This is a genomic window from Pedobacter sp. BAL39 (assembly GCF_000170795.1).
Classification (GTDB): Bacteria; Bacteroidota; Bacteroidia; order Sphingobacteriales; family Sphingobacteriaceae; genus Pedobacter.
This window is the reverse complement of sequence record NZ_ABCM01000018.1, coordinates 23,409-48,943: the sequence shown is the minus strand read 5'-3', so window position 1 is coordinate 48,943 and position 25,535 is coordinate 23,409. Positions and strand designations below refer to the sequence as shown.

Sequence of the window (25,535 nt, the reverse complement as noted above, 5' to 3'; positions counted from 1 at the left end):
CCCACAGATTTAGTGTTTTCGTCTCCTTAATCATGTTCTTGGTTTGCAACTTCTGCGATTAGGCGATAATAGGCAGTGACAAACACCTCATGTCCTGTTCCTTAATCCATCCAGCTGCGCCGCTGATCAAAAACCACCTATAGCTGCCTATAACATCGTGTACACAAATATATTGATGCCAAAGGTTTTCGCGAATATTTGGAATTATATGCTCCGAAATTAAATGCTATTGTATCCAAGAGATAGATAAGCATCTATATGGCAAGCACCGCAGAAAACAATGACGTTATCCGGTAGACCATACAGAATCATTTGGGAGAAACGGGTAATCGGTATAGCCAACCGACCCTCCCCCATCATAGAATGTTGAGTTGTCCGGTTCATTAAGAGCTGCACCAATTTTGAAGCGTTGTACCAAATCCGGATTAGCAATGAATGGCCGGCCAAATGCAATCAGATCTGCGAGATTATCCTGTTGTCTGTTTATCGCCAATTTCAGATCATACCCGCTGTTTCCTATATAGACACCTTTGTAGAGCTTTCGAAGCTTTTCCATTAAAAGATCATAAGTATCCTCCCGTGGTGAGCCGGGTACAGTATTCTCCATAACATGTAGGTACGCTAGTTCATAGGCGCTAAGCTGCTCCGCTACATGCGAAAATAACTCCTCTGGATTACTGTCGTCAATATCGTTAACAGTTCCAACCGGTGAGATACGAACGCCTATATGATCGGGGCTCCAAGCCTTTATTGCAGCTTCGACAACTTCTATTAAAAACCGTGATCTATTCGGAATGGAACCACCATAATCATCAGTTCGTCGGTTCGTCTTGTCTTTAAGAAATTGATCGATAAGGTACCCGCCTCCCGCCAAGATTTCCACTCCGTCGAAACCGGCCTGCCTTGCTCTTTTCGTAGCATGAAAGAACTGCTCGATTAGTCCCGGAATTTCCTCTAATTCTAAAGCCCGGGGTGTGGCACACGATTTGAAGCCATTCTCAGTAAAGCACCGTGCGTCCGGCTTGACAGCCGAAGGAGCAACTGGCAGCATTCCGTTCGGCTGCATGGAAGAATGTGATATTCGACCAACGTGCCATAGCTGACAAAATATTTTGCCACCGGCCGCGTGAACCGCATCAGTTACCTGTCTCCAGCCGCCTTCTTGTTCATCATTGTAAATACCGGGTGTAAAGGCGAACCCTAATGCTTCAGGTGAAACATTTGTTGCTTCGCTAATAATTAATCCAGCTGAAGCGCGCTGTGCATAGTACTCGGCGTTCATAGCGGTAGGAACACCTGTTCTCCCGGTCCTGCATCGGGTCATGGGAGCCATAACAAACCTGTTTTTTAAACTTAAGTTTTGATTATGAAATGGGGAAAATAGTGGACTTGAATTCATTCTGTTCGTTTATATTAATGTGAGTATTTAACAGTTTATCTTGCTTTTGGACAGCAATACGATTGTTTATTTATGTCTTGGAAACGGAAACAAAGTTATTTAAATTCGCTTTCCAAAGGGAAGCGATTTCCTTAAGGAAAGTAAATTACATAGATGAAAAAGGACAATTCACAAGATTGCATGCATCAAATGCTTGCTATACGGGACACACTTGATGTGATTAGCGGCAAATGGAAAATACTAATCATAGTCGCCCTTTTAGACGGAAATAAAAGATTTAAAGAGATAGAAGCCTCAGTACTTAAAATAACGCCTAAAGTGCTTGCCAAGGAATTAAAAGAATTGGAACAGCATCAGTTGATCAAACGAACTGTTTTTGACGATTATCCAGTAAGAATCGAATACTCTGTAACACCGTATGCAAAAAGCTTAAAACAGATTGTAAATAGTCTTTACAAATGGGGATTGAATCACCGGCAGCAGATATTCAAGCAGTAAGCTGATGCTATTATTGATAATCTTTGCTTTTTTATCATCTGGTAGGATAGCCGTCACAGAACCGTCCAATCATGCCCAACCATTGAACTGCACGATATCTAAAAATGTTGTATTTAGTTGGACATATTTTTATGTATAATTCATTGATTGAATTTTAAGTAAAAAGATTGCTAAACAGCACGTAGATTCGGGTATGATTCAGCGAAACTACATCAAGGCAGAGCAGGATGTGCAGAACATCGCAACATCAGAAATAGATTGGATGCTGAATAATACCGTGCGTTTGTTAGCAATTATTACTATCTTTTCTTTTTAAAGTTAATGTATCTTTGTAAGGCAAATGGTCAACATCAATCATACCGATGAGAAATCTTTACTAGTTCAATTGAAAAACGGTGATGAGCGTTCATTTGAAATCCTGTACAATAACTACAAATTCCGAATCGCCGGAAATTTGTTCAAATTGCTCAAATCTGACGACTTGGTAAAAGAGATCCTGCAGGAGCTTTTCTTTAAAATATGGGAATCACGGACACATATTGATACAGAGAAGTCTTTTAAATCTTATCTGTTTCGTATAGCCGAGAATCTGGTACATGATTACTTTCGGAAAGTTGCAAAAGATAAACGGTTATTGAATAAAATCGTTGCGTCGAGTTCAGAGCTTTATCTTCATATTGAAGAAGATATGCTCAGTAAAGAAGATGCTCAAAAATTGCAGGAAGCCATAAACCTTATGCCACCTCAGCGCAAAATGGTATTTACACTCTGTAAATTAGAGGGCAAATCCTATAAGCAAGTAGAGGAGATTATGGGCATAAATGCAAAAACAATTAGTAGCCACATGCTGCAAGCCAATAGATTTCTGAAAGCTCATTTTCGAGATTCTTCTGCGCTTACCATTTCGGTAGTTTTGGGTGTTTTATTCAAAGGCTTTTGATCCTGATCGGCATTTTTGGAAATTAATTGTTAATTTTTTATTAACCGGCTAAGGATATTTTTGCTCAGCTCCGTATTAGCTGTAAAATTGAACCTTGAAACCAGCTGACCAACTCCATATTCTCTTCAAAAAATACCTCGACAACACCGCTACCCTGGAGGAAACACAGTGTCTGATGGATTACTTTCAACTTGATGAAGATCAGGAAGCATTGAAAGCCATCATCACCGATGTTCTAGAAATCGAGGACGAAAGTTACGCAACTAACGCCTCCATTGATGAAGTGCTGGCAAAAGTTGACCACGATTTGTTTTTTCAGATTAAAGACGCCATTGAGGTTATACACACCAGAAGAAATAAAACATTTAAACTCTGGTTACGAATTGCTGGTGTTGCTGCTGTTTTGGCCCTGGCATTCACAGGCATTTATTTTTTCAATAGCCCATCGGAAAAAGTTGCCCCTGTTGCCCCAATTGTGGTATATGATGTTAAACCCGGTGATTTTGGTGCCACACTTACCCTGGCAAATGGCAGGAAGATCAGCCTGGCAAATGCTTCGAAAGGCGTAATTGGCAGGGAAGCGGGACTGACCATCACTAAATCCGGTGATGACAGACTGGTGTATGAAGTTGATGAAAGTGTTTCCGATCCGAATGCTTTGAATACCTTGTCTACCGCCCGGGGGGAGACTTACCAGGTACGTTTGCCTGATGGTTCACTGGTCTATCTAAATGCAGCTTCAACCCTTACCTATACCGCTGCGCTGATGCAAGATGGAAAACGTGTGGTTAAGCTGATCGGCGAAGGATATTTTGAAGTAGCGAAAGATAAGCTGCACCCATTCATTGTGAAGACAAACAAACAGGAAATAGAAGTTTTGGGCACACACTTTAACATCAGCAGTTATGCTGATGACGCAGTAGAAAAAACTACGTTGCTGGAAGGAAGCGTTAAATTATCTGCATCCGGTAATTCCAAAGTATTAAAACCCGGGCAGCAAGCTAAGCTGCATGAAGGTAAAATACAGGTCAATGAAACTGATACCGACCTCGCTGTTGCCTGGACAAATAATGAATTTGTAGTAGATAGTGAAAACATTGAAACGATCATGAAAATGATCAGTCGTTGGTATAACGTCGAGGTTGTTTACATCGGCGAGAAGACCACCCAGCGGTTCAGTGGTAAAGTGTCACGGTTTGATAAATTGTCCAAAGTCCTTGAAATCGTAGAATCAACGGGAGAAGCCCGCTTTGATATTAAGGGAAGAACTGTATATGTATCAAAATAATACCTAAATAATAATTAACAGAATACTAATCTTGAACTAAACCACATGAGAAGAAAACTACACTAGCCAAAAATGTTTAAACGAAACCAGGCTCCGATTAGCCATCAGAACCTGGTAAAAGTTTGGAACATTTCAATTAAAAATCAAAGTGATAACCGCAGTGCTCTGTACGGTCCAACGCAAAAGAGACTGCTTAACCAAACCAACTACTAATGTATCAAAAATCAAGGAAATTTGGTATGCCTAAGCGGCTGTACCTAAAATTATTGATCACTATGCGCTTAACCATCGTAATAATAATAGCATGCTTTATGCAGGTAAGTGCGTCGAGCCTTGCCCAAAAAGTGACTTTAACCAAGTCAAGTGCTTCACTCCGATCTGTCTTTAAAGAACTGAACCAACAGACAGGTTACAACTTTTTTTATACGGACAATTTGTTGGAAAATTCGTCTCCCGTAACCATCAACGTTAAGGATGCGGAACTACCAGCTGTTCTTAACCAGATTTTTGCCGGGCAGAACCTGGATTTTATTATCCGCAACAAAACGGTCGTCGTCAAAGCAGGCACACAGGTCAGTCAGGAAATTATTTCCGGTTTTGTAGGTGATGCCAAAGACCGCAAACCCATTCCAGGCGTTACGGTGTCTATCAAGGGAACAAAGTCTGCGGTCCAGACAGATAAAAATGGAAAATTTACCATCAGCATTTCGAAAGGTGCTGAATCTTTAGAATTCAGGTTTATAGGTTATAAGACTGTCGATGTACCTATCTCACCCAATTCCAACTATTCCATTTACATGGACGAGGATCAGCTCTCATTGAATGAGACGGTGATCACGGGTATGGTGGACAGGAAGCTCAGTACCTATACCGGTGCAGCCAAAACCATGACTGCCGCTGAGCTGAAGGCAGTGAACCCGGTGAATGTGTTTGCCGCCGTTGCTGCCCTTGATCCGTCTTTCAGAATAATCCCCAATAACAAAATAGGAGGAAACATCAACGCACTTCCGGAAGTGACCATGCGTGGGCAGACATCTTACCCAACCTTAGGATCTGAACTTATTGGAAACCCCAATACACCATTGTTCATTCTTGATGGATTCCAGGTTTCCTTACAGGCGATCGTGGACTTAGACATGAATCAAATTGCTTCCGTAACTTTACTAAAGGATGCTTCGGCCACCGCCATGTATGGCTCCCGTGGAGGTAATGGTGTTTGGGTGGTAACCACGATCCTTCCACCAATTGGAAAAGTTGAAGTTTCAATAACCAACAATTTTACTTTATCAGCTCCTGACTTGTCTGTTTACAATATGCTGAATGCAACAGAAAAACTGGATTTTGAGCGTCGTGTAGGACTTGTTGACAGCTATAGAGGGGATTATATCAATTCTGAACGGTATAAAGCGGTGCTGAGCGGTGTAAATACAGATTGGAAAGCTATTCCTGTTCAAACTGGGATCAACAACAGGACAAATCTGTCTTTGCGCGGAGGTGACCAGTCGCTAAACTTTAACCTTATCTTTAGCAGTAATCTGTTACAGGGGGTAATGAAGGGACAGGACAGGAAAAATTATTCGGGAAGTTTTATGTTGAGTTATAGAACGAATAAACTGACATTCCGAAATAACACCATAGCAACGCAGGTAAATTCCAACGATTCACCTTACGGTTCATTTAGTGAGTACCTGGATCTGAACCCATACTGGAAACCTTACGATGAAAATGGGAATGTCAACAAATACCTGGAGAACATCAATCTGGGCTTCGGTGTAGCGGGTTCCGTTGTATTAAACCCATTGATGGATATTACCTACAATACCATTGACAATAGAAATAAGAATTTCAATTTAAGGAACAATACCTCGATACGTTACGATGCCAATAAGTCTTTATGGTTCAACGGTGCCCTGGGCATTACAAAAGTGAACGGGACTGTAGATAATTTCTACTCGGCTCTCGATAGCCGGTTCAATGGCGTCTCAGATTTAAGTGCAAGGGGTACCTATTCCATCGACAACAGTACTACTTTTGTAATGGACGGTACCGGATCCGTAAACTACAATAAAAATTTTGGAATGCATGGTATTACTGTATTTGCACAAGCCAGACTCGCCAGCGCAGGCCTTAATTCCTACGCCGTTGCTACCCAGGGTTTTCCATTCGATCGTTTAGATAACCTCCTGTTTGCTGCACAGTACGCAAACAGCAGGCCTACGGGGTCAGAAAGTACAATTAACAATCTTTCCTATACGGGAAGCGCGAACTACTCTTATGATAACCGGTACTTTACTGATTTAACCTATACCAGAGACGGATCTTCGGCTTATGGAGAAAACAACAAATTTGGTAATTTCTGGTCTGCTGGTTTAGGATGGAACGTGAATAATGAAGCATTCCTGAAGGATAGCAAAGCAGTCAACCTGTTGAGAATTCGTGGAAGTTATGGATCTACAGGTACATCTGTACAAAGTCCTTATGCAGCACAATTCAGGTACAACCTGGGCACGTCGACTGGCTATTTTGGCGAAGTGGGTGCTTTCCCTGGTGGACTTGGAAACCCGAATTTAAGCTGGCAACAAGTATTGAAATCGAACATTGGTATTGCTTCAGCATTTCTGGACAACCGTTTGACCTTCAATGCTGAATTTTATAATGAAGTTACCCAGAATGCCCTCACTACGGTATCGCTGGCGCCTAGTACAGGTTTTCCATCGTATACTGAAAATTTAGGTAAAATCCAGAACAGGGGATTGCAGCTCGACCTGGGTTATACCATACTGTCTCAACCTCGTAAGGGTTTAAAATGGAATGTTTCTGCGAACGCAGCCACTAATAAATCTGTGTTAAAAGAAATTTCTGAGAAATTGAAAGCCTTCAATGCTGCACTAAATACCAATAACCCGAATCAGACTGCTGAAAATGCACAGTTTATTGAAGGCAGATCAACGACGGCTATTTATGCGGTCAGGTCATTGGGTATTGATCCGGTTACTGGTCAGGAAGTATACCTTAAATCAGATGGTACGCCAACTTTTGTCTGGGATGTTAATGATAAGACCTATGTTGGTGATAACCGTCCCAAGTGGACGGGAGCTGTAATTTCAAATTTCCTATACGAAGGTTTTGCCTTAAACTTTAGCATCAATTATAATTATGGTGCTGATCTGTACAACAGTACACTGTTAAACCGGGTGGAAGCTGTTGATGCGCGCCATAATGTAGACAGACGAGCTTATGACCTGGGCTGGACCGGACCTGGTAGTGTAAGTCCTTACAAAAGGATCACTTCCGGTACACCAATACCAACACAACTTACTTCAAGATTTGTGCAGCGCGACAACAACATTCAGCTCAGTTCAGTTAATTTAAGCTATCAGTTCAAAACGCCATTGGTTAAGAGGTTGGGCTTCCAGAACCTGACCGTTAGTGCAACGACAAATAACCTTGCCAACTTCAGCACCATTGCAATTGAACGTGGCACAGACAATCCGTTTGCAAGAGAATATACGTTCGGTCTGAATGCAAGATTTTAAATTCAAAAAATAAATTTCATATCCCAATGAAAAGAACAACATTAATCATAGGAATTCTGGCAATAGTTGCGGTGTTTTCCAGTTGTAAGAAATTTTTGGATGTAACGCCAAAAACAAGTTTGTCAGAAGAGCAATTGTTTACTTCAGAAGCTGGTTTCCAGCAGGCCCTATCTGGTGTATATGGTCAGCTGGCCAGCAACAGTCTTTACGGAGATAACCTTTCCATGGGTTTTGTATCTGCGCTTGCACAAAACTATTCAACACTCAATACCAATGCCGACGTTTCACTGCAACAAACACAAGTCTTGAACTATGCTTCAGCAGAGGTCGCAGGGTATACCAATGCCATCTGGTCTACCAGTTACAGCACAATTGCCGCAGCAAATAAGATCATTGCAAATACAGAAACAAAAAGGTCTTTGCTAAGCAATGATTCCTACGCACTGCTGCGCGGTGAGACTTTGGCTTTACGGGCATTTTTACATTTTGATTTATTGCGTATGTTCGGCCCTGAATATACTGCGGGTGCCAATTTAAAAGCCATCCCTTACAAAAAGGAAGTCAGCGAAAACGCAATTATACCGTCTACCACTGCTGAGGTAGTGAAATTCGCCTTGGCCGATCTGACGGAGGCCGCTAATTTGTTGTTGCCGGTTGATCCGATCGTAACCAGCGATTTGAGGAGCAGACGGATTAAGCTGAATTACTATGGCATAAAAGCACTGGAAGCAAGAATAAAATTATACAGCGGTGATAAAGCTGGCGCTACTGCTGCCGCCAATGTAGTGATCAACTCTGCTAAATACGCATTTGTCACCCAGGCCGCGGCCGGAGCGGTCAGCACGGGATTGTTGGTACGCGACCGTCTATATTTCAACGAACAGGTGTTTATGATTAGAGTTAGAGATATACTACCTACCGTACAACGATATTTTAGATTTAGGGGCATTTTAGGACAAACCCTCACGCGTACTTCTACTAACTTTACTACACTGTATGAAACCACATCGGGCGGAGGTACAGACTTCAGGTACCTTTACCGCCTTGAGCAGGATGGCGGAAGCTTGTTCCCTTCTAAATTTTGGCAGGCCTCAACCGCTACAACCACCATTACCGACAATTTACTGGATCAGTACGTGCCTGGTATTCGCCTTGCCGAGATGTATTACATCCTGGCTGAAACTGCGGAGACGCCTGCTGTTGGTGTCGGATATTTGAATATGGTGCGCCAAAACAGGGGGCTTTCCAATCTGTCAACAACTATTACAGCTACTGCACTTACCGCAGCGATCACCAGGGAGTACCAGAAGGAGTTTTATGCGGAAGGCCAATTGTTCTTTTACTATAAACGCACTAAAACACTGAGAATGCAGTTCCGTAATATTGACATGGCCCCAGAGCAGTATGTGCTGCCAATTCCAGCTGCTGAACTTCAATTCAATCCGAATTATGCTAATTAATCACACTCGTATTATGAAATACTTATTATATGTGACGATGGTCTTCTCCCTTTTTTCTTGTAAGAAAGAAGCGGTAGAAACTTATCAGGGAAAAGATGGCGTTAGCTTCTTTGCTTACACCTTTCAACAATTACATACCACAGCGACCAGAAGTTACTCTTTTGCCTTTCAAAGCACCGTAAAAACAAGGGATACGATGTTTATACCCTTGAGGATTACCGGAAGGCTATCTGATCAGCCGCGTACTGTATTGCTAAAGACAGCCGCAGGAACATCGGCAACTGCGGGCGTGGATTTTGAGCTAAACGAAGTGGCAATTCCGCCCGGAGTCTCCATATTTAATTATCCTCTTGTCCTGATCAACTCTGTTGGAATGGCAAGTAATGTATATAGAATTGTGTTGGAGCCTTCAGAAACCAAGGACTTTACTTTGGGTACTTTAGGCCAAACGCCTGCCAATAGCGTTAGCCAGGGTACGGAGGAAAATTTTAGATATCTGAAGATAGATGTGACCGCCCAATACATTGAGCCTGCTTATTGGGAGGTGTACCTTGCGGCGGATTTTGGGGCATTCAGTGCCTTAAAATACAAGTTCATGGTTAAAGTACTAGGTATAACAGATTTTTCTTATGAGCAGATCGGCTCCGATGGTTTGCTGAACTTCCCTGTGGCATTAAGAAATGCACTGGCTACTTATGAAGCCGAAAACGGTCCATTGTTAGATGAGAACGGTCAACAGATTTCTTTCCCTTAATTTAGATATTATGCATTTACAACATTTTTTTAAGCTGAGCATGATTGTCGCAATCCTGATGACATCTGCCTGTAGTAAAGACAACAACCTGTATAAATATGAGCCAATTAACGACATTAAGATTACCGATGCAACAACCAGTTTTACAATACCTCAACTGGATTCGCTGATCATTACACCCACATTAGTAGAAACCATGCCTGCAGGTGATTCATTTACCTACAGTTGGACCATTGATTCAAAAGTGATTGCCCAATCTAAAAATTTGCGCTTAAAAATAACTTTAAGTCCAGGTACGTATTTGATAACTTATAAGGTAACGAGTAATAAAAATGGCATTTATACCCTACAGCGTTACACCGTTGTCGTAACAGGAGTCTATCCCAATGGCTGGTACATTGTCAGTAGTAAAGATGGAAAAGGCAAGGTTTCGTTGATCCGTACCGATGAGGTAATTTTCGAAAATCCTATGGAAGTGGCTAATAATAAAACCTATCCAGGAAAGCCATTAGGCTTATATAATTTTGGGAAAGGGGGTTTCTTTTATTATTTCACAGATCAAAATGTCTACCGTTTTAACATGAACGACTGGCTGGAGCTTGGGGATAAAAGTTCTATACTTCCAAATTTAGCTACACCGCTTCCCTTTAAAAGTGCACCGGTATTTATCTTAAACGCTTCGAAATTTGACCAGTTCATTGTTGCGGACGGCGGTTTATATGCTGGCATTTCAGGCTCAACTTCAGACAATGTGAAGCCTTTCAGCCAACGCATTCCTGGCGACTATGACCTGTTCCCGGGTGTGTTTCCTAATACTTATAACCTGACCTATTTTTATAACAATGCCAAAATGCGATTCATGCGAATGGGTATTTTTTCAAGAATTCTGGAAGATGCACCTGCTACAACAACAAGCTCGTTTGACATGGCAAATGTAGGAAGAAAAATGATTGCTTATGATCGTGGCATATCAACCCTATTTGAAGAAGAAGTTGAGTGGTATTTCATCATGGAAGATGATAACGGCCGCCACTTAATGTCCTTAACCTATGATAACTTCGGCAATACCCAGCCTGGGGTTAATCAGCAAATGGTAAATAGTCCGGAAATTGGCATTGCAAATAATTTTGCAACCTCTTCCATCCTAAAACAACTTTATTATACGGTTGGCAATAAGGTGTATTTGTACGACATGCTCGCAAAATCAGCACGCCCGATTTACACTTTCCCAGCAGGATACGTCATCAAGGATATTGAGATGTTGCGCAACACCAGCAAACAACTGGTGATCGGGGTCAACAATGGTGCCGCGGGTGAAGTATATTATTTCAGCATCAACGCACAGGGAGAATTCAGCAATGGTAATTACGATAAGAAATTTACCGGCTTTGGTGAGATTGTACAAGTTGCCCAGGCCAGACAAAATCTATAGACGATATGAAAAAAATACTTATGCTCATCACGATCCTGTCTACAGGATATTCAGGCTACAGTCAGCAGGCAGAACCCGTTTATAAGGCCAGTCTTGATTCTTTGAAGATCTTCATTGATCCTTCAAAAAAAGAAGCGATTCTTGAACGACTGGTGAAAGAACACCCTGGCGAGAGTTTTGACCAATACAGGGCTATACTTGTAGATAATTTTGTTGTTGCAAAGAACTCGGCAAAAGCATTATTTCATTTTAACCAGATTGTAGAAACTGCAAGGATCATGTATGTAGGATCAGTGGCGACAGGAATCATGGCCTTTGATTTGAAAGCTGCAGAAACTTTAATTGAGCAAGAACTGGCAAATTCAACAAATGCGCCGGAAGACCGTCAGTTCGTGTTGCATCTGTATAGTCAGGTAATGGATAAGCAGGGAGACTATCAAAAAGCCTTTGCTGCTATCAAAGAATGTTATGAACAGGCGGTAAGAAAACCTGCGCGCCTGACCGCAGAATATTACTACCTGATGAGCAAAACAGGCGGATACGAGGAAGCGCTTCCAGAGCTGGAAAAAGCAATACTGGCAGGTTTAGCCGATGATCAGTATAAGGCCGAATTAGAAAGTGCCTACGCAAAAGTGAATCCAGGAAAAGATTCAAATGCGTACCTCGCAGCATTAACCAATCAGTTTGAAGAAAAATACAAGACAACAATAGCTGCCAAAATGCTCGATGAGCAGGCTCCAAATTTTAAAGTTACGGACATCAAGGGCACAGCAGTGTCACTGTCAGATTTTAAAGGCAAAATCGTTATTCTCGATTTTTGGGCGACCTGGTGCGGACCTTGTAAGAAATCTCTTCCGGCGATGCAAATGCTGGTCGACAAATACAAGAATGATCCCAGTGTAAAGTTTCTTTTTATACATACCTGGGAGACTGTTAAAGACCCTAAATCGGACGCTGTGAATTACTTGCTGACACATGATCTGGATTTGCCTCTGTATATGGACCTTAAAAATGCGGTTACAAAAAGTAATCCTGCAGTATCTTCATTTGGCGTGAAGGGAATTCCAGCAAAATTTATCATTGATGGCTATGGCAAAATACGCTTCAAGGAAAGTGGATTGGTGTGGCCGGATGAGGCTGCAGTTAAGGAGCTATCAGCCATGATAGAGATGTCGCGCTAACATGTAATCATCCGGAAAAAGGTGGCTTCATATGATCAAACCCTCGTATGCTTTTCGGCACACGAGGGTTTAACTTTACCAAAGACTCTATTTAATTAGCTACTAGGGGACTTCACTGATTTTCTATTCCAGGCTATAAACAGCGCCACCAATAAGGTGAATACATTGATCCCAATGTGTTCGGCCTCCCCCCTGCCAATGTGGAATACAATAGCTCCCATCATGAGGCCAGCAGCCCCCAATGCAGCAAAAAAAGTAAGCTTTGGCGCAATGCCGGTCATCATGGGTAGGATAAGCCCAAAGGCTGCCAGTGCATCAAGAATGCCGGTGAGGATCACCAGATTCCCATTGACGGCTGTCCATGGCCACATAGCAGCCAGTTTCTCCGCGGGAAAGAATAGCTTCGTTACAGCTCCGCTGATAAATAACAAAAAAAGAATAATCTGGGCTATCCATAATGTAATGTTATGTGTCTTTGAAGTATATTGTCGTATTTCCATATCACAAAAATACTTATCTTTACTCACCATTGGATAGTACTATCTCATTGGATAGCACTATCCAATGAGATAGTAACGTAAACAAATAGATATGCTGAACAAAGGCGGTTGCCCAAAAACCATGCTCTCCATTAGAGATGCGCTGGAGGCGTTGGAAGGACGGTGGAAATTGCTGATCCTCTTTTCCCTGTCAGACGGCCCCAAGCGGTTCGGACAGTTGGCCAAAGCGATCTTGGGCATTACAGACAAAACACTCTCTGCTGAATTGAAAAGGCTTGAAACCAACAAACTCATTGAAAGAACAGTTCACGCCACTTTCCCCCCAACAGTGGTTTATAACATAACGGAACACGGTCGTTCTTTGGAAGGAGTACTTGAAGGACTCCATTATTGGGGACTGGCACATCGTCAGATCGTGATCGGCAAGGGTAAATTTCATGAGGGTGAGCAGTAAGAGAAATGATGCATTCTGCAAGAATGGTCTAGCTTATCTAGACAAAATGCCGTTCCGGAAGGCTAAAGGACTCACTCCTGTAGCTTTGCTGAACAACCGGGAGAAATACGGATAATCGTCAAAGCCGAGTTCTGCAGCTATTTCTTTTACGGACTTGCCGGAATGATAAAGCAGCCGCTTCGCTTCTAACACAAGCCGCTGTTGAATATGCCTTGATACGGAATGGCCCGTTGTGTTTTTAACGCATTCATTTAAATAATGTGCAGATATATTAAGTGATGCGGCATAAGCAGCTGGCTTTTTGGTGCTGATAAAATTATGCGCTAAAATAGTCTTGAACGCTTTAGTAATTACCTCAAATCGTGACAATCCGTCTATGGTTTTAATGTCTTTTGCATAATGCGAAGCGACCAGACCCGCTAAGGTGTTGCAGCTATCTTTTACAAGCGTATGATATAGTTTATCGTTTCTTCGCTCAGTTATTTGAAGGCAGAGCGATACCGCATTTGAAATAACATCATATGTTTCTTCGTCCAACTGCATTGGACTGACCGGTGAAAGATCCTCCAGCATTCTACGCTGTTCATCATGGAGATTGTCGTTATTGATCATCCAATAACTGACTGTTGCGTCTTCAAATGCTCCGATCCGGTGCACCTGATCGGGTTGGATATAAACCACTGACCTGGGTATGATCCGATAGCTTTGGAAATCAATTTCAATAGCGAAAGCCCCCTCCTCCTGCAAAAAAAATAAATGATAGTCATCGCGATGGGATTGTGCTCCTTCTTCAAATGTACGTACGCCGATTACTGAGGCCTTCCCGATGACAATACCCGAGTCGGACTTATCAACCATCAAATTTAAGGGAATCGATTTTGGTTTTTTTACCATATTTATTGGAATCAAACACCTAAAAATACGCTTTAATAAATGACGGTGCATATCAAGGATTTAATGGCCATTACTTATGACGGCATTCTGACTCTGCGTGGATAACATCAAATATTAAGATGATGGCGTATTGGCGGAGCAAGCTTTTTTGAAAAACTCCGTTTTGTCCAATACCTGCTCCTTTTCGCCCTTGGCCTCCCATATGATGCGCGGTTTCTTTGCATAGACAATAAATTGTATGATAATGGAACTGATAAGAAATGAAAAACGCTTACATGTACTCATTTCGGGTGCGAGTATAGCAGGACTGAGTACCGCTTACTGGCTAACGAAATATGGCTTTGATATCACTATAGTTGAACGCGCGGCACATATCCGTCCCGGAGGTCAGGCTGTGGATGTCCGCGGACCTGCTTTAGAGGTAGCTGAAAAAATGGGCATATTAGGGATAATCCGGGAAAACAGTACCAAATTGAAAGGAATGTCTATCGTCGACGCTGTATCTGGCAGTGAGATATACAGCACCCATGAGCAGACACTTACCGGCGGCAGGCATGACAGCCCGGATGTCGAGATATTACGTGATGACCTGTGTAAAGTCCTATTTGACGCGGTTGATAATCATGCAAAATACATTTTTAATGATACCATTGTTACGATTGACCAGGATGATCAAGCCGTTAACGTGACGTTCGCGACGGCGAAGCCACAGCGTTTTGATTTGGTTATCGGCGCAGACGGTATACGCTCGAACGTACGGAAAATAGTATTTGGTGCAGATGAACAGTTCATCCGTTACCTCGGGCATTATGTAGCGATATTTACGATGCCGAATTATTTTGAGCTCGATCACTGGGAAATGATCTTTCAATACGAAGGCACACCGGTCGCTGTGTGCATAGCTAAAGAGAAAGAAAGCGAAGCCAGGACATATCTGGGATTCAGTTCCGAGCTACCCTTGGAATATGATCATAGGGATATTGACGCACAAAAGCGGTTGATCACTGAAAGGGCTACCGACCTTTGTGGAAAAATCTCGAAAATAAAAGAATTGATGCAGGGCTCATCCAATTTCTATTTTGATTCTGTGAACCAAACGATAATGGATAACTGGGCAAAAGGACGTATCGTATTGGTCGGTGATGCCGGTTACAGCGTATCGCTTTCCCTGGGTCAAAGCACTTCAGTCGCAATAGTTGGTGCTTACGTATTGGCTGGCGAACTGGCTGCTCACCATGACGACCTGCGTACTGCTTTTGGAAACTATGAAAAAGAATTACGCGAATACATTATTAAAAACCAAAGCCTCGCGTTCGAAACCAGCAATGAGCCGCAGCAGACACAGGAGATACCTGGCCAAACGTCTGAAGAAGACTCAACGACCGGGTCTGCTGACCTGCCGGACTTCGGATTATCAGTAATTCCTTTGGTACTCAAAAACTATAGCCAACACTTAAATAATGGTCCGCAGCTATGATCTACAAGAATGTCCATGCACTACCATGCAAAAGCGATTTTCGACCAACACCCTCTTTCATGGTTAGAATAGGGATGTGTCTGGATGGAGCAACCCTTTCCTTTTCCTTTTAGAAGTCGACTACTGCCGTATCGGGTAACCATTGATCATCGATGGAAACACTAAAACTGTGAGGTATAGGAGTAAACAGGTTCCCTTTCACAATTGTCCGTTTATTTTTATAGATCGGTACTGTCAGCTCCCGCCTTGAAGAGAGATTCGTACCGATAGAAAGCTCTATACGCAGAGGTTGATCTGTTCGAAGGATATAAAGACTAATCGGACCATTTTCATTGGTAATTTGAAACTGGTCGTTGTCTATAATGCCAAATGACTTTTCGGAGTCGAACATATAACCGGTTGCTTCATTATCCACATCGAGTGTAAAAGTCTCAACGTCTTCAACAATGACTTCCAATTTCCCGACGATCCGCTTAAGCTGAACAATTACTTGCTGAGATGTGCCGCTTCCTACAGTAATTGATCTTTTTCCAAAAAATGTATCATCAGTTTTATAATGTTTGTCCCCCATGGTACTGTTCGGCTGCCAGTACTCCATATTGGCCGCTGAAAATGGCAATATGACAGGAATTTCATTGTTTCGATAAAACTTATTGATTCCGAATTCTGCTTTAGAGCCTATGGCAACCACCTTATACTCGCCAATAGGAAGTTCAAAAGACAGCTGTCCAAACAACGGATCTACCGACAACTGTGTTTGTCTGGCCACTTCGGTATTTAAACCATCTCTGTAGATCACAAAAGTGAGTTGCTTAATCAGGCTGGACAAAGGAGCTTCAGCAATACCAATCTGCCCCTCCAGTTCAGGGGCCGCAGCGACCGCAAAACTGAGTTTAACTTTTTTCTCATTTGAACCGGGCTCCTCTTCCATAGCCTTTTTGCTGCATGATAAGTTTAACATCAGACATACAGCGATGAATAGCGATAACTTTTTCATATTTTTTTTATAATAAAAATACGAGGTCCCTGCAGGAAAAAACCGGGATTGATGCGATTGGGTAGCCGATTGTAAACAATATGCTCAGAACTGTGCAATGCCAACCTTTTCAGCTGTCATGCTGTAGATCTTTTATACATAAAGAAGCCCGGCCATTACATCATGACCCGGCTTCTTGTCAATTCAATGAACAAGATCAGAATTAACCAAACCGCTTCTTCTGCAGCTGATCGTAATTCTTTACGTAATCAGGGTGCTCCGTCCCCATCAGCCGGTCCCACACCCGAAGGTACAACCCGTAATTCCCTTTAAATTTCTGATGGTGCAGGTTATGAAAAGTAGAAGTGTTGATGATCTCAAAAAGAAAAGTATTTCTGAAACCTTTAGGCATGATCTCATATCCCAGGTGCCCGTATACATTAATCACAAAGGACGACAGCGCAAATAACCCGATGGTCAGCGGATGTAAGGGCATGGAAAAAACCAGCAGGATCACCACTGCTCCTTCTGCTATCGCTTCCAGGAAATGAAAAGAATAGGAAGTCCAGGGAGAAGGATTGGTTGACTGGTGATGCACCAGATGTGTTACCTTAAATAACTTTTTATGATGTAATATCCTGTGCATCCAGTAAAAGTAGGCATCGTGGACGATTAGGGTCAGCACCAGGCTGACCGGGATCCACCACAAAGGATAAGCATGTAGGTCGGTATAGATGAAGGTGTATGGCCTCAGGAAATCCGACAGCGCGATGATTGCTGTAATCGTCAACATCACACTCGATATGGACGAATGAAATATTTCCCTGAGAAAATCGGCCTTCCCCGCAAGCCTGCTTTGAATTTTGTTTCGCAACAGGCTTTTGGGAAAAAGCAGGTAAAAAACTACGAAAAAGATACCTGCAATGATAAAATATCGGCCAATCGTGATGAGAAACGCTACACTAATGGATTGAAATAGATGACTCATAATTATTTACGTTTTCTGCGGATCAGTACCACCAATCCAATTAAAAATAATACACCCGGAATTACGCCATAGAATAAGATCTGTATGGGTTTCACGTGATTTTTGGTTAAGGTAATTGCGTTGTCTTTTGATGGCGGGCGACTCGCATCTATCGGGAACTCTCCATAAGAGAACCAGCGGAACATACTCATGGCGAAGACCGTATTCATCGTTTGCATGTTATTGCGGTTAAGTTCGGCATTGCTGAAAAAGTCTGCATCCGCAGAGACGATGATGCGTTGCTCCTTGTCGTTCACATTGCGGGTCAGCATCAGCGCAGTAGGAAAACTCCCCTGTTCATCCCCTTTCAGATGATCTACCGTAAGTGCCGCAGAGTCCAGCACAAACCTCCCTTTCTTGAGCCAGCTATTTTCCGCATTGGAAGTCAGCAAGGGATGAGCTGTGAAAGGGCTTTCTTTAACATAACTCAGTGCCCCTGCCCCCGGCATGGACACGATCATTTTGTACATATAAAGCTGTTGCAACCCCTTGTCCATGGCCACCGCACCAGGAGCAAGCGTTGGCGTCAGCAAATCGAAGGAATAGTCGCGGCTTCGCTGCACCACAGTGCCGTCCAGCATGCGGACACCTAAGGAATCCAGCAGCGGATTCATTACATTTTGTTTTCCCGGTTCTCCGGCAATCATCAGATTACCACCTTCCCGGATGTATTGCTGTAGCTTCGCTTTGGCAACAACGCTGAACTCCACCCTTGGATCAGCAATGATGAGGGCAGCAATGTTTTTAGGAATCTCTTGATGCTCCAGGGAAACACTGTCTACATCAAATCCCTGGTTGACCAGTGAGGCCCTAGAAGTTTTGCTATTTGCAAGCACCTTATAATCACGGTCGCCAACCTTATCCATGCTGCGCTGATATCCATCCGTGGCAAAAACCAGCTTCGGCGGCATAAAAATCATTCGTTTCAAGGCTGCCCCGACTTCGGCTTCTCCGGGCCAGAATTTCCCATCGGGTGGCGGGAACGTCCTGAGGAAGGTCGTTTTTCCTTTATACTTCAGCCCCATGACCAGTCGCGCCCCCTCACCTTTCAGGTTCACCTCTTTTGCGAGTTCCTGTGCATTCAGAAATTTCCCCAGGTCGATCTCATTGATCGCCGCCATGGTGGTCACATACTTATTGAAACTCATTTTCTGCTCCTTAAGATGGGGCGTGATACCAGGAACACTATCGTAATAATACACCCATTTCAGGTTGATGTTCGGTTTGAAACGGAAATAAGGCTCCCAGCGGGAAATGTCCTCAATTCGTTCCGCAGGGGTCGACTTAAAATAAGAGTCGTCCAGTCCGTTAATGTACTCCGTTACTTCAATGGGCTCATCACCCATATTTTTAAGGATCTCCTGACCAGCTTTTGTCAGCGTATTGACTTTGGTTGCCGTTGCATCGTAATAAGCAATCATTGGCTGACGGGAGCTGATGTATGCGATCGTTAAGCCGATCAGCAATATCGCCGCGTAGCGGCTGGACTGCTGTAAAGTTGATTTGGATAACCTTTCCAACTCCAGCTTCGTGACCGTAAACGCCAGGAACATTCCTGAAATCACGAAATAATAGATCACATCACGGGTATTCAACAAACCGGCTATCATGCGTTCCGTACGACTTGGCATAGAGAGGCTATGCGTCAGATCGCGGATAAAATCCAGGTCCTGCCCCAGCTTACCAATATAGTTCATCACTGCCAGCATCACAAAAGTGCTGATGGCCGCGACCGCCTGGTAGTTGGTTAAACTAGACACAAAAATCCCGATGGCAGCATAAGCATTGATCAACAGATAAATTGCCAGCAAGGCCACCAGGATATGCGGGTAATCAAAGTGAGGGATGAACCATGCGCCGATGAGCACGAACAACCCCAGAACAGCAATGATCATCAGGTTATAGACCAACATGGAAATGAACTTCCCATAGATGACATGACTTAACCTAACCGGAGAGGAATATAAGAGTTTAATGCTGCCACTACTCGTCTCCCTGCTGATGATCCCCATGGTAATCAATGGGATATATAGATACAGGTGTTCGAGCATTTTTGACAGGATACCCAGTTTCTCTGGATTGGTAAAGAGGCTGCTGGTTAGGGCATCAAAACTTTGTGTCTTTGTTAATTCTGGAATGACCGGAATAAAAAACAGATCCATTTGTACCAGCAGTACGATCAGTAATAACCAGGCAATAGGCGAATAAAATAGCAGGCTGAGCTCCAGCCTTGCTATCTGTATAATTTTCTTCATAATGTTGAGATCAATGGTTAGTTTTTTCCGGCATCAGCACCAGCCTTACGTAGTTTTTATCCTGGATAAAATTTGCTGCCGCCTGTTGAACCGACTTCACAGAAAGCTGATTCAATGCTGCACCGTAGTCAAAAAACTGCGTCAGCGACTCCTTGTTCATCACTTGTCCGGTCAGGTAGTCCAGCCAGAATTCGTTATTGGTGGAGCCCGTTTGGAGGCCTATCCTGCGTGCTGCTTTAAACTTCTGCAGGTGCTCTTCAGAGGGACCGGTTTTTCTCATTTTATCAAGTTCATCCTGTGCGGAAGCAATGAGTTTTTCTACGTTCTGCACAGCACAATCAAAAGAAATCAAGAGGCCAAACCTGCTTTTGGGATATCTGCTGAGCGTCATCTGCACATTTGGTGTGTAAGTACCACCCTCCTGGTCGCGCAGCCGCTCGGTAAGGCTGATTTTCAAGGCGTCTGCAAGCGCATTCATCTGTATGGTATGATCAAAAGTATAGTCAAAAGCACCTGAATAGGCCAGTAAAACGCTTGATTTTTGTACAGCACCATTGTATACAGTTTTGGTAATCCTGCCTGGAGGAATGTTGATACCCACGTCGCGAATCTGCTCTTTTGCACCTGTAGAGGGCAATGAGCCCAGGTATTTCTCCAACAACGGACGCATGGTTTCCAGGTCCATATTACCTACAAACACAAAGGTAAAGGCGGAAGCATCCGCAAAACGCTTTTTGTAGATCTCATAAGCCTTATCCAGCTGCAGGGACTCCAGGCTTTTCATCGTCTGCGGTCTTCTGCGGATGTGGTTGTTTCCCAGCACCAGGGCTACGGTATCTGAAAACACCTGAGCCGGTCCATTGCTTCTATTGAGCAGCTGGTCTTTGGATCTGCTCATCAGGATGTTGAAAGCCTCCTGGTCTTTCCGTGGCGCAGTGACATAAGCGTGGACGACCTCAAGTGCGGTCGACAGCTCCGCTTTGGTGCTGCTGCCGCCAAATCCCTGGTAAGTATCGTTGATAAACGGGCTTACCTGCAGCTGCCTGCCCGACAGGTATTTACTGAGCTGCTGGGCATTGTAATTTCCCGCACCAGAAGCAACAACAACATTTGCTGCATTGAGCGCACTAAGGTAATCGGCATCATCCGATAAAGAAGCACCTCCCTCGGCAAAACCTTTGAACAGCACCTGATCGTTCTGGAAATCCGTTTTCTTAAGCAGTACATTCAGACCATTGCTTAGCGTGATCTTTTGAAGGCCCGCTTTTTCTACAGGCTCATCAACAGTGATCCTGCCGGGCTTTGGTGTATCACTCAATAATGGAAGATCCTGTACATCATCCACAAAAGGCGTCAAAGGCGCTGTATAGACCGCTTCAATCCAGCCCAGTATGGTCGCCTCATCCGGCAAAAAGGCTTTGTTTTCTTCAGATCCTTTTACAATGATGTCGCGGTCTGTATCTTTGACATAAGCCTTCATCAGGTCATTGATTTCCGAGAGGCTGATTTCAGGGAGCAGCTCCGTTGTCAGTTCATTTTCCCTGGTAATACCGGGGGCGATATCGCCAGTCAGGAAATGCGTGAGATAGGGCCTGATCAGCGTTTCTGAACTTGTTTTGTCCTTTTCCTTCCATGCCTCAGCCATCTTTTCCTGATGGTTTTTCTTCACACGTTCCAGCTCTGCAGCAGTAAACCCCTGTTCCTCCATCCTGCGCAGCTCCAGCCATACACTTTGCAGCGCAGGGCCTGTTTCCGCGGGTTTGCTGTTCACATTTACAGACATCGACATCAAGCCACCGGTAATGGAGGTAAAGCTGACGAAGGGCATTTGGCGGAACCGGGCACTGATCATTTGCGACAACAAGGTTTTCATCAGGTTGTTTCTGTAGTCTGAGGTGCTGAGCATCCTTGACTGCTGCTGTTTCATCACCACTTCTACCGCAATGCCACCCCATTCCGGGTCTATGAACTGCATGTATTGGTTTTTGCCAGTAAGCGTCGCGCGGTATGCGGGACGTTCTTTTTCCTTTACAGGATTTTTGAGGTCTGAAAACTTCGCCTTGATGTCTTTTTCCATCTGGTCAACGTCAATATCACCAACGACCAAAATGGCCTCCAGATTCGGGCGGTACCAGTCTTTATAAAAGCTCCTGATCTGCTCCGCAGTTACCTTTTGCAATACCGGCTCTGTACCTATAGGTAAACGGGAGCTGTAGCGCGACTGGTTTGTATAAACGGGAATGCTTTGCTCCTCATAACGCTGCTGCAGTCCCTGGCGATAACGTTTCTCCTCCAGGATCACATGGCGTTCCCTGGCTACATCTTCCGCCTCAATATTGGCCTCCTGTGCCCAGTCGCGCATGATCTGCAAACCATTGGCAAGCAATTCAGGATTGTCCGAAGGCAGGGGCAGCTGGTATACCGTTTCATCAGGTCCGGTATTGGCATTGAGGTCTGCACCGAAGCGTACCCCGGATTTCTCCAGGTAGTTGGAAAGTTCCTTTTTCGGGAAGTGTTTTGTGCCGTTAAAGCTCATGTGTTCCACGAAATGGGCTACCCCCCGCTGTTGGTCGGTTTCCAGGATGGAACCTGCTTTTACTGCGAGATACATCATTACCCGCTTTTGTGGTGTTTTATTCCTGCGGATGTAGTACGTAAACCCATTAGGCAGTTTACCTGTACGCAGCTCCGGATCCAACAGTAAAGGCTGATCAGCCATCTGTGTTTTACAGGCAAAGAAGCCGCAGCATGCCACCGCTAAAAGGCTTAAAAATTTATATCTGAGCAACATATTAATTTTGAATAAGGTTAGGTGATTGCGGATCATTTGCCTGGATAAGTTCAATAATCTTCTCATTTTCAATGATGATCATGCCCTGCCTGTCGGTCGTGATGCCCGATTCCAGTGTATACGGATAGGTTGGCACACCATCCTTCATGACGGTAGGCAGGAAAGAGAACTGCAGGTTATCACAGGCCTCGCCGAGTGCTTCCCCCACTTCTATGATGTGTGTGGACACCACAAAAAAGCTGTTGCGATTTTCGGCAAATGCTTTACATACCGCAAGTGTGGCATCGTAAGCATCCTTTACATTCGTCCCTTTAAACAACTCATCGAACAAAACATACAGGTCCTGCGATTCGCTGACCGACTGTGCCACGGTTTTGGTGCGCAAGACCTCCGCATAAAAATGACTATATCCCATGTCCAGGTTATCAGAAACATTGATGGAGGAGAAAAGGCCATCTTTAACCGAGAACTCCATCCTTTTGGCTGCAATTGGGAAACCCATATGTGCCAGGTATACTGCGATGCCCAGGGACTTCATGAAGGTAGATTTACCCGCCATGTTGGCTCCCGTAAGGAACAGCATGTTGCGTTCCCTGGTCAAGTGAAGGTTATTCGCTACCCCATTTTTAAGCGCAGGATGGCGGAAGCCTTCCACATCAAGTAACATCCCCTCGGGAGGCAGGGCTTTCGCATACACAAAACCCTGGTCTGCCGCTACCGCTGCCACACCAACAAATACATCCAATTCATAGATGAGTTTCAATAGCGTTTCCATCTCGTTGATCATGGCATGGCGGATGATGTAATCATTACGGATCAATTGCATCATGGAGAGCTGCGCTTCAGGGGCGTTGAGAATCTCCTGAAGTCTGGAGTCCTGCATCGTCCTTTGCGCGGTATCTAAATCACTCTGATAAACGTCAACCCCATTTTTGTCTTTCAGATCTGCGAAGAACTCCCTGAAAGCCTGCAGTACTTCAATGGTGACCGATTGTCCGGCCTGCAGCTGCAGCAGTTCAGCACTATGAAAGAGCGTTTGTTTAAATTTCTTGGCAAAAATGCTCCAGGCCACCCTTGGCAATGAAGCACCTGCACCGCCCGCCAGGTAGTCTTCCATAGATTCTACCTGCGACCTGATCACGGGAAAGATGACCTTATGGCGCTGAAAAAAGGCAAACAGTGCGGCCCTTGTGTTGATCTTTTCCGCATGATTTAAAGGCCTTGCGAACATCCCTTCCAGCACTTTCTCCCCACCGCGCGTTTGCAGATGATTGAACAAGCTATAGATCGATTGCTGTTTGAATTTACCCTGGAGGTTAAGGTCGTCGCCTGTTTGTTTGTCGGCCAGGAAATCCGGATGTTGTTGTTTCGCCTGTTTTTTATTTTTGATCAGTTCGATCACCCCTTCATTGTTGATGATGATCATTCCGTGGCGGTCGTCTGTAATCCCTTCTGTCAGCGTGTAGGAATACACCGGTTTCCCATCATACATGGTGGTTGGCAGGTAACGGAAAATCATGTTCCCGCATCTTTCCTTCAACACCGCACCTGCTTCCATGATGTGGGTGGAAATCACAAACAATGAATGCGGCTTGCGGGCGAAGGCTTCCATGATGGCGATGGTACCCTCATAAGCATCCTTAACATTGGTACCACGAAAAAGCTCATCGAACACTACAAAGAGGTTTTTACCTGCTCCGAGTTCGGTAGCTACCTTTTTTACACGCAGCACTTCCGCATAGAAGTGACTGGCGCCCATGCTGAGGTTATCCGGCAGGTTGATGGTCGTGTACATGCCATCACAAACAGAAAACTCCATTTGTTTAGCGGCAATCGGGAAGCCCAGGTGCGCGAGGTACATGGCAATGCTGAGGGACTTCATGAAGGTAGACTTACCACCCATGTTGGCACCAGTCAGGAACACGATGTTGCTGTCGGGCGTCATCTCCAGGCTGTTGGGTACCGGTTTATGAAGCAGGGGGTGGTACACTTCCATCAGCCTGAGCCTGTTGGCATCCCGCGGCAATGCATGGGCAAAGGTATAACCATGCTCAGTGGCTACCCTGGCGATGGAGATGTAGACATCCAGGTGATAGATCTGTTGTAAGATTTTCTCCATCAGTGAACGTTGCTGGAAGCGCAGGATGTTGTCGTATTCTACAATTTTTCCCGAAGAGATCTTTCCTTTGCCATGATCGGCAAAGACGAGTTCCAGCTCCTTGGCATGAAGGAGGTCCAGCGTAAGGGTAACCTGTTTGCCGTATGGGTTGCCGGCAACCTTGCTCTGAATTTCCAATAAGAATGTTTTCAGTCCCTGCAGAATTTCAATCAGCGCCGTCACACTCTGGCCGGCCGTTTTGAAGTCGGCCATGCTAAAGCCCTGGTTGGACAGGCGACTGCGGGGATCTGTATTGGACAGGTACCTTTCTGCTTCCTCGAAGCGGTTGCCCTGAAGCGGGAAGGAAATTTTGCTTTGCTGAAAGTACCCTAGGATCGCTACCCGCTCATTGATGGCGGCCGCGTTCGACAGCGGGTTGCGGAACAGCTCTTCCAACAGGGAAGCCCCTCCCTGGGTATACGTTTTATTAAAGATATGATAGATGGAATCACTCCCCGATTTGGAGAAGATGTTCAGGTCATCGATCGTTTGTTTATCGGTTATAAAGCTCATAG

General features: G+C 44.2%; 18 protein-coding genes. 10 read left to right on the top strand and 8 right to left on the bottom strand.

Annotation, left to right across the window (positions count from 1 at the left end):
• Positions 1 to 286: 286 nt before the first annotated feature.
• A complete protein-coding gene (locus PBAL39_RS19360) occupies positions 287 to 1,399 on the bottom strand; it encodes an alkene reductase (RefSeq protein ID WP_039867160.1) in 1,113 nt (370 codons plus the stop codon).
• Positions 1,400 to 1,552: 153 nt separating this feature from the next.
• On the opposite strand from PBAL39_RS19360, the gene PBAL39_RS19355 reads away from it, so the two are divergent.
• From PBAL39_RS19355 to PBAL39_RS25610, 8 genes are all read left to right on the top strand, one after another.
• Positions 1,553 to 1,897, top strand: a complete 345-nt coding sequence (locus PBAL39_RS19355; protein ID WP_008244708.1) for a helix-turn-helix domain-containing protein — start codon at positions 1,553 to 1,555, stop codon at positions 1,895 to 1,897.
• Positions 1,898 to 2,237: 340 nt separating this feature from the next.
• Positions 2,238 to 2,837, top strand: a complete 600-nt coding sequence (locus PBAL39_RS19350) for an RNA polymerase sigma factor (protein ID WP_008244706.1) — start codon at positions 2,238 to 2,240, stop codon at positions 2,835 to 2,837.
• Between the two features lie 94 nt (positions 2,838 to 2,931).
• Positions 2,932 to 4,125 (top strand): FecR family protein, encoded by a 1,194-nt coding sequence (locus PBAL39_RS19345; protein ID WP_008244705.1) that lies wholly within the window; start codon positions 2,932 to 2,934, stop codon positions 4,123 to 4,125.
• 311 nt (positions 4,126 to 4,436) lie between these two features.
• A complete protein-coding gene (locus PBAL39_RS19340; RefSeq protein WP_008244704.1) occupies positions 4,437 to 7,661 on the top strand; it encodes a SusC/RagA family TonB-linked outer membrane protein in 3,225 nt (1,074 codons plus the stop codon).
• Between the two features lie 26 nt (positions 7,662 to 7,687).
• Positions 7,688 to 9,121, top strand: a complete 1,434-nt coding sequence (locus tag PBAL39_RS19335; protein WP_008244702.1) for a RagB/SusD family nutrient uptake outer membrane protein — start codon at positions 7,688 to 7,690, stop codon at positions 9,119 to 9,121.
• A 13-nt stretch (positions 9,122 to 9,134) separates the two neighbouring features.
• On the top strand, positions 9,135 to 9,875 hold the full coding sequence (locus PBAL39_RS19330) for a DUF4843 domain-containing protein (protein ID WP_008244700.1): 741 nt from the start codon (positions 9,135 to 9,137) through the stop codon (positions 9,873 to 9,875).
• Positions 9,876 to 9,885: 10 nt separating this feature from the next.
• Positions 9,886 to 11,307 carry a PKD-like family lipoprotein gene (locus PBAL39_RS19325; RefSeq protein WP_008244698.1) on the top strand — a complete coding sequence of 474 codons (1,422 nt, stop codon included), beginning with the start codon at positions 9,886 to 9,888 and terminating at the stop codon, positions 11,305 to 11,307.
• 5 nt (positions 11,308 to 11,312) lie between these two features.
• Positions 11,313 to 12,488, top strand: a complete 1,176-nt coding sequence (locus PBAL39_RS25610; protein WP_008244696.1) for a redoxin domain-containing protein — start codon at positions 11,313 to 11,315, stop codon at positions 12,486 to 12,488.
• Positions 12,489 to 12,583: 95 nt separating this feature from the next.
• Here the strand turns inward: PBAL39_RS25610 and PBAL39_RS19315 are convergent, their stop codons facing one another.
• Positions 12,584 to 12,988 carry a DoxX family protein gene (locus tag PBAL39_RS19315; RefSeq protein ID WP_039867177.1) on the bottom strand — a complete coding sequence of 135 codons (405 nt, stop codon included), beginning with the start codon at positions 12,986 to 12,988 and terminating at the stop codon, positions 12,584 to 12,586.
• Positions 12,989 to 13,109: 121 nt separating this feature from the next.
• Here PBAL39_RS19315 and PBAL39_RS19310 point away from each other — a divergent pair, with 121 nt between their 5' ends.
• Positions 13,110 to 13,442 carry a helix-turn-helix domain-containing protein gene (locus tag PBAL39_RS19310; protein WP_198139856.1) on the top strand — a complete coding sequence of 111 codons (333 nt, stop codon included), beginning with the start codon at positions 13,110 to 13,112 and terminating at the stop codon, positions 13,440 to 13,442.
• A gap of 33 nt (positions 13,443 to 13,475) precedes the next feature.
• On the opposite strand, the gene PBAL39_RS19305 is transcribed toward PBAL39_RS19310, so the two are convergent.
• Complete coding sequence (locus PBAL39_RS19305; RefSeq protein WP_008244686.1) at positions 13,476 to 14,336, bottom strand: helix-turn-helix transcriptional regulator; 861 nt, start codon at positions 14,334 to 14,336, stop codon at positions 13,476 to 13,478.
• 244 nt (positions 14,337 to 14,580) lie between these two features.
• On the opposite strand from PBAL39_RS19305, the gene PBAL39_RS19300 reads away from it, so the two are divergent.
• Positions 14,581 to 15,813, top strand: coding sequence for an FAD-dependent monooxygenase (locus PBAL39_RS19300; RefSeq protein ID WP_008244682.1), 1,233 nt, complete (start codon positions 14,581 to 14,583; stop codon positions 15,811 to 15,813).
• Between the two features lie 109 nt (positions 15,814 to 15,922).
• Here PBAL39_RS19300 and PBAL39_RS19295 read toward each other — a convergent pair whose 3' ends face one another.
• The 5 genes from PBAL39_RS19295 to PBAL39_RS25745 all read right to left on the bottom strand — a co-directional run bounded on the left by PBAL39_RS19295 (position 15,923) and on the right by PBAL39_RS25745 (position 25,533).
• Positions 15,923 to 16,810, bottom strand: coding sequence for a FimB/Mfa2 family fimbrial subunit (locus tag PBAL39_RS19295; RefSeq protein WP_008244680.1), 888 nt, complete (start codon positions 16,808 to 16,810; stop codon positions 15,923 to 15,925).
• 202 nt (positions 16,811 to 17,012) lie between these two features.
• A complete protein-coding gene (locus PBAL39_RS19290) occupies positions 17,013 to 17,777 on the bottom strand; it encodes a sterol desaturase family protein (protein ID WP_039867157.1) in 765 nt (254 codons plus the stop codon).
• 2 nt (positions 17,778 to 17,779) lie between these two features.
• A complete protein-coding gene (locus PBAL39_RS19285) occupies positions 17,780 to 20,071 on the bottom strand; it encodes a Gldg family protein (RefSeq protein ID WP_008244677.1) in 2,292 nt (763 codons plus the stop codon).
• A 10-nt stretch (positions 20,072 to 20,081) separates the two neighbouring features.
• Positions 20,082 to 22,790, bottom strand: coding sequence for a pitrilysin family protein (locus PBAL39_RS19280; protein WP_039867176.1), 2,709 nt, complete (start codon positions 22,788 to 22,790; stop codon positions 20,082 to 20,084).
• Between the two features lie 73 nt (positions 22,791 to 22,863).
• Positions 22,864 to 25,533, bottom strand: coding sequence for a putative mismatch repair-like protein (locus PBAL39_RS25745; protein WP_008244673.1), 2,670 nt, complete (start codon positions 25,531 to 25,533; stop codon positions 22,864 to 22,866).
• Positions 25,534 to 25,535: the final 2 nt, after the last annotated feature.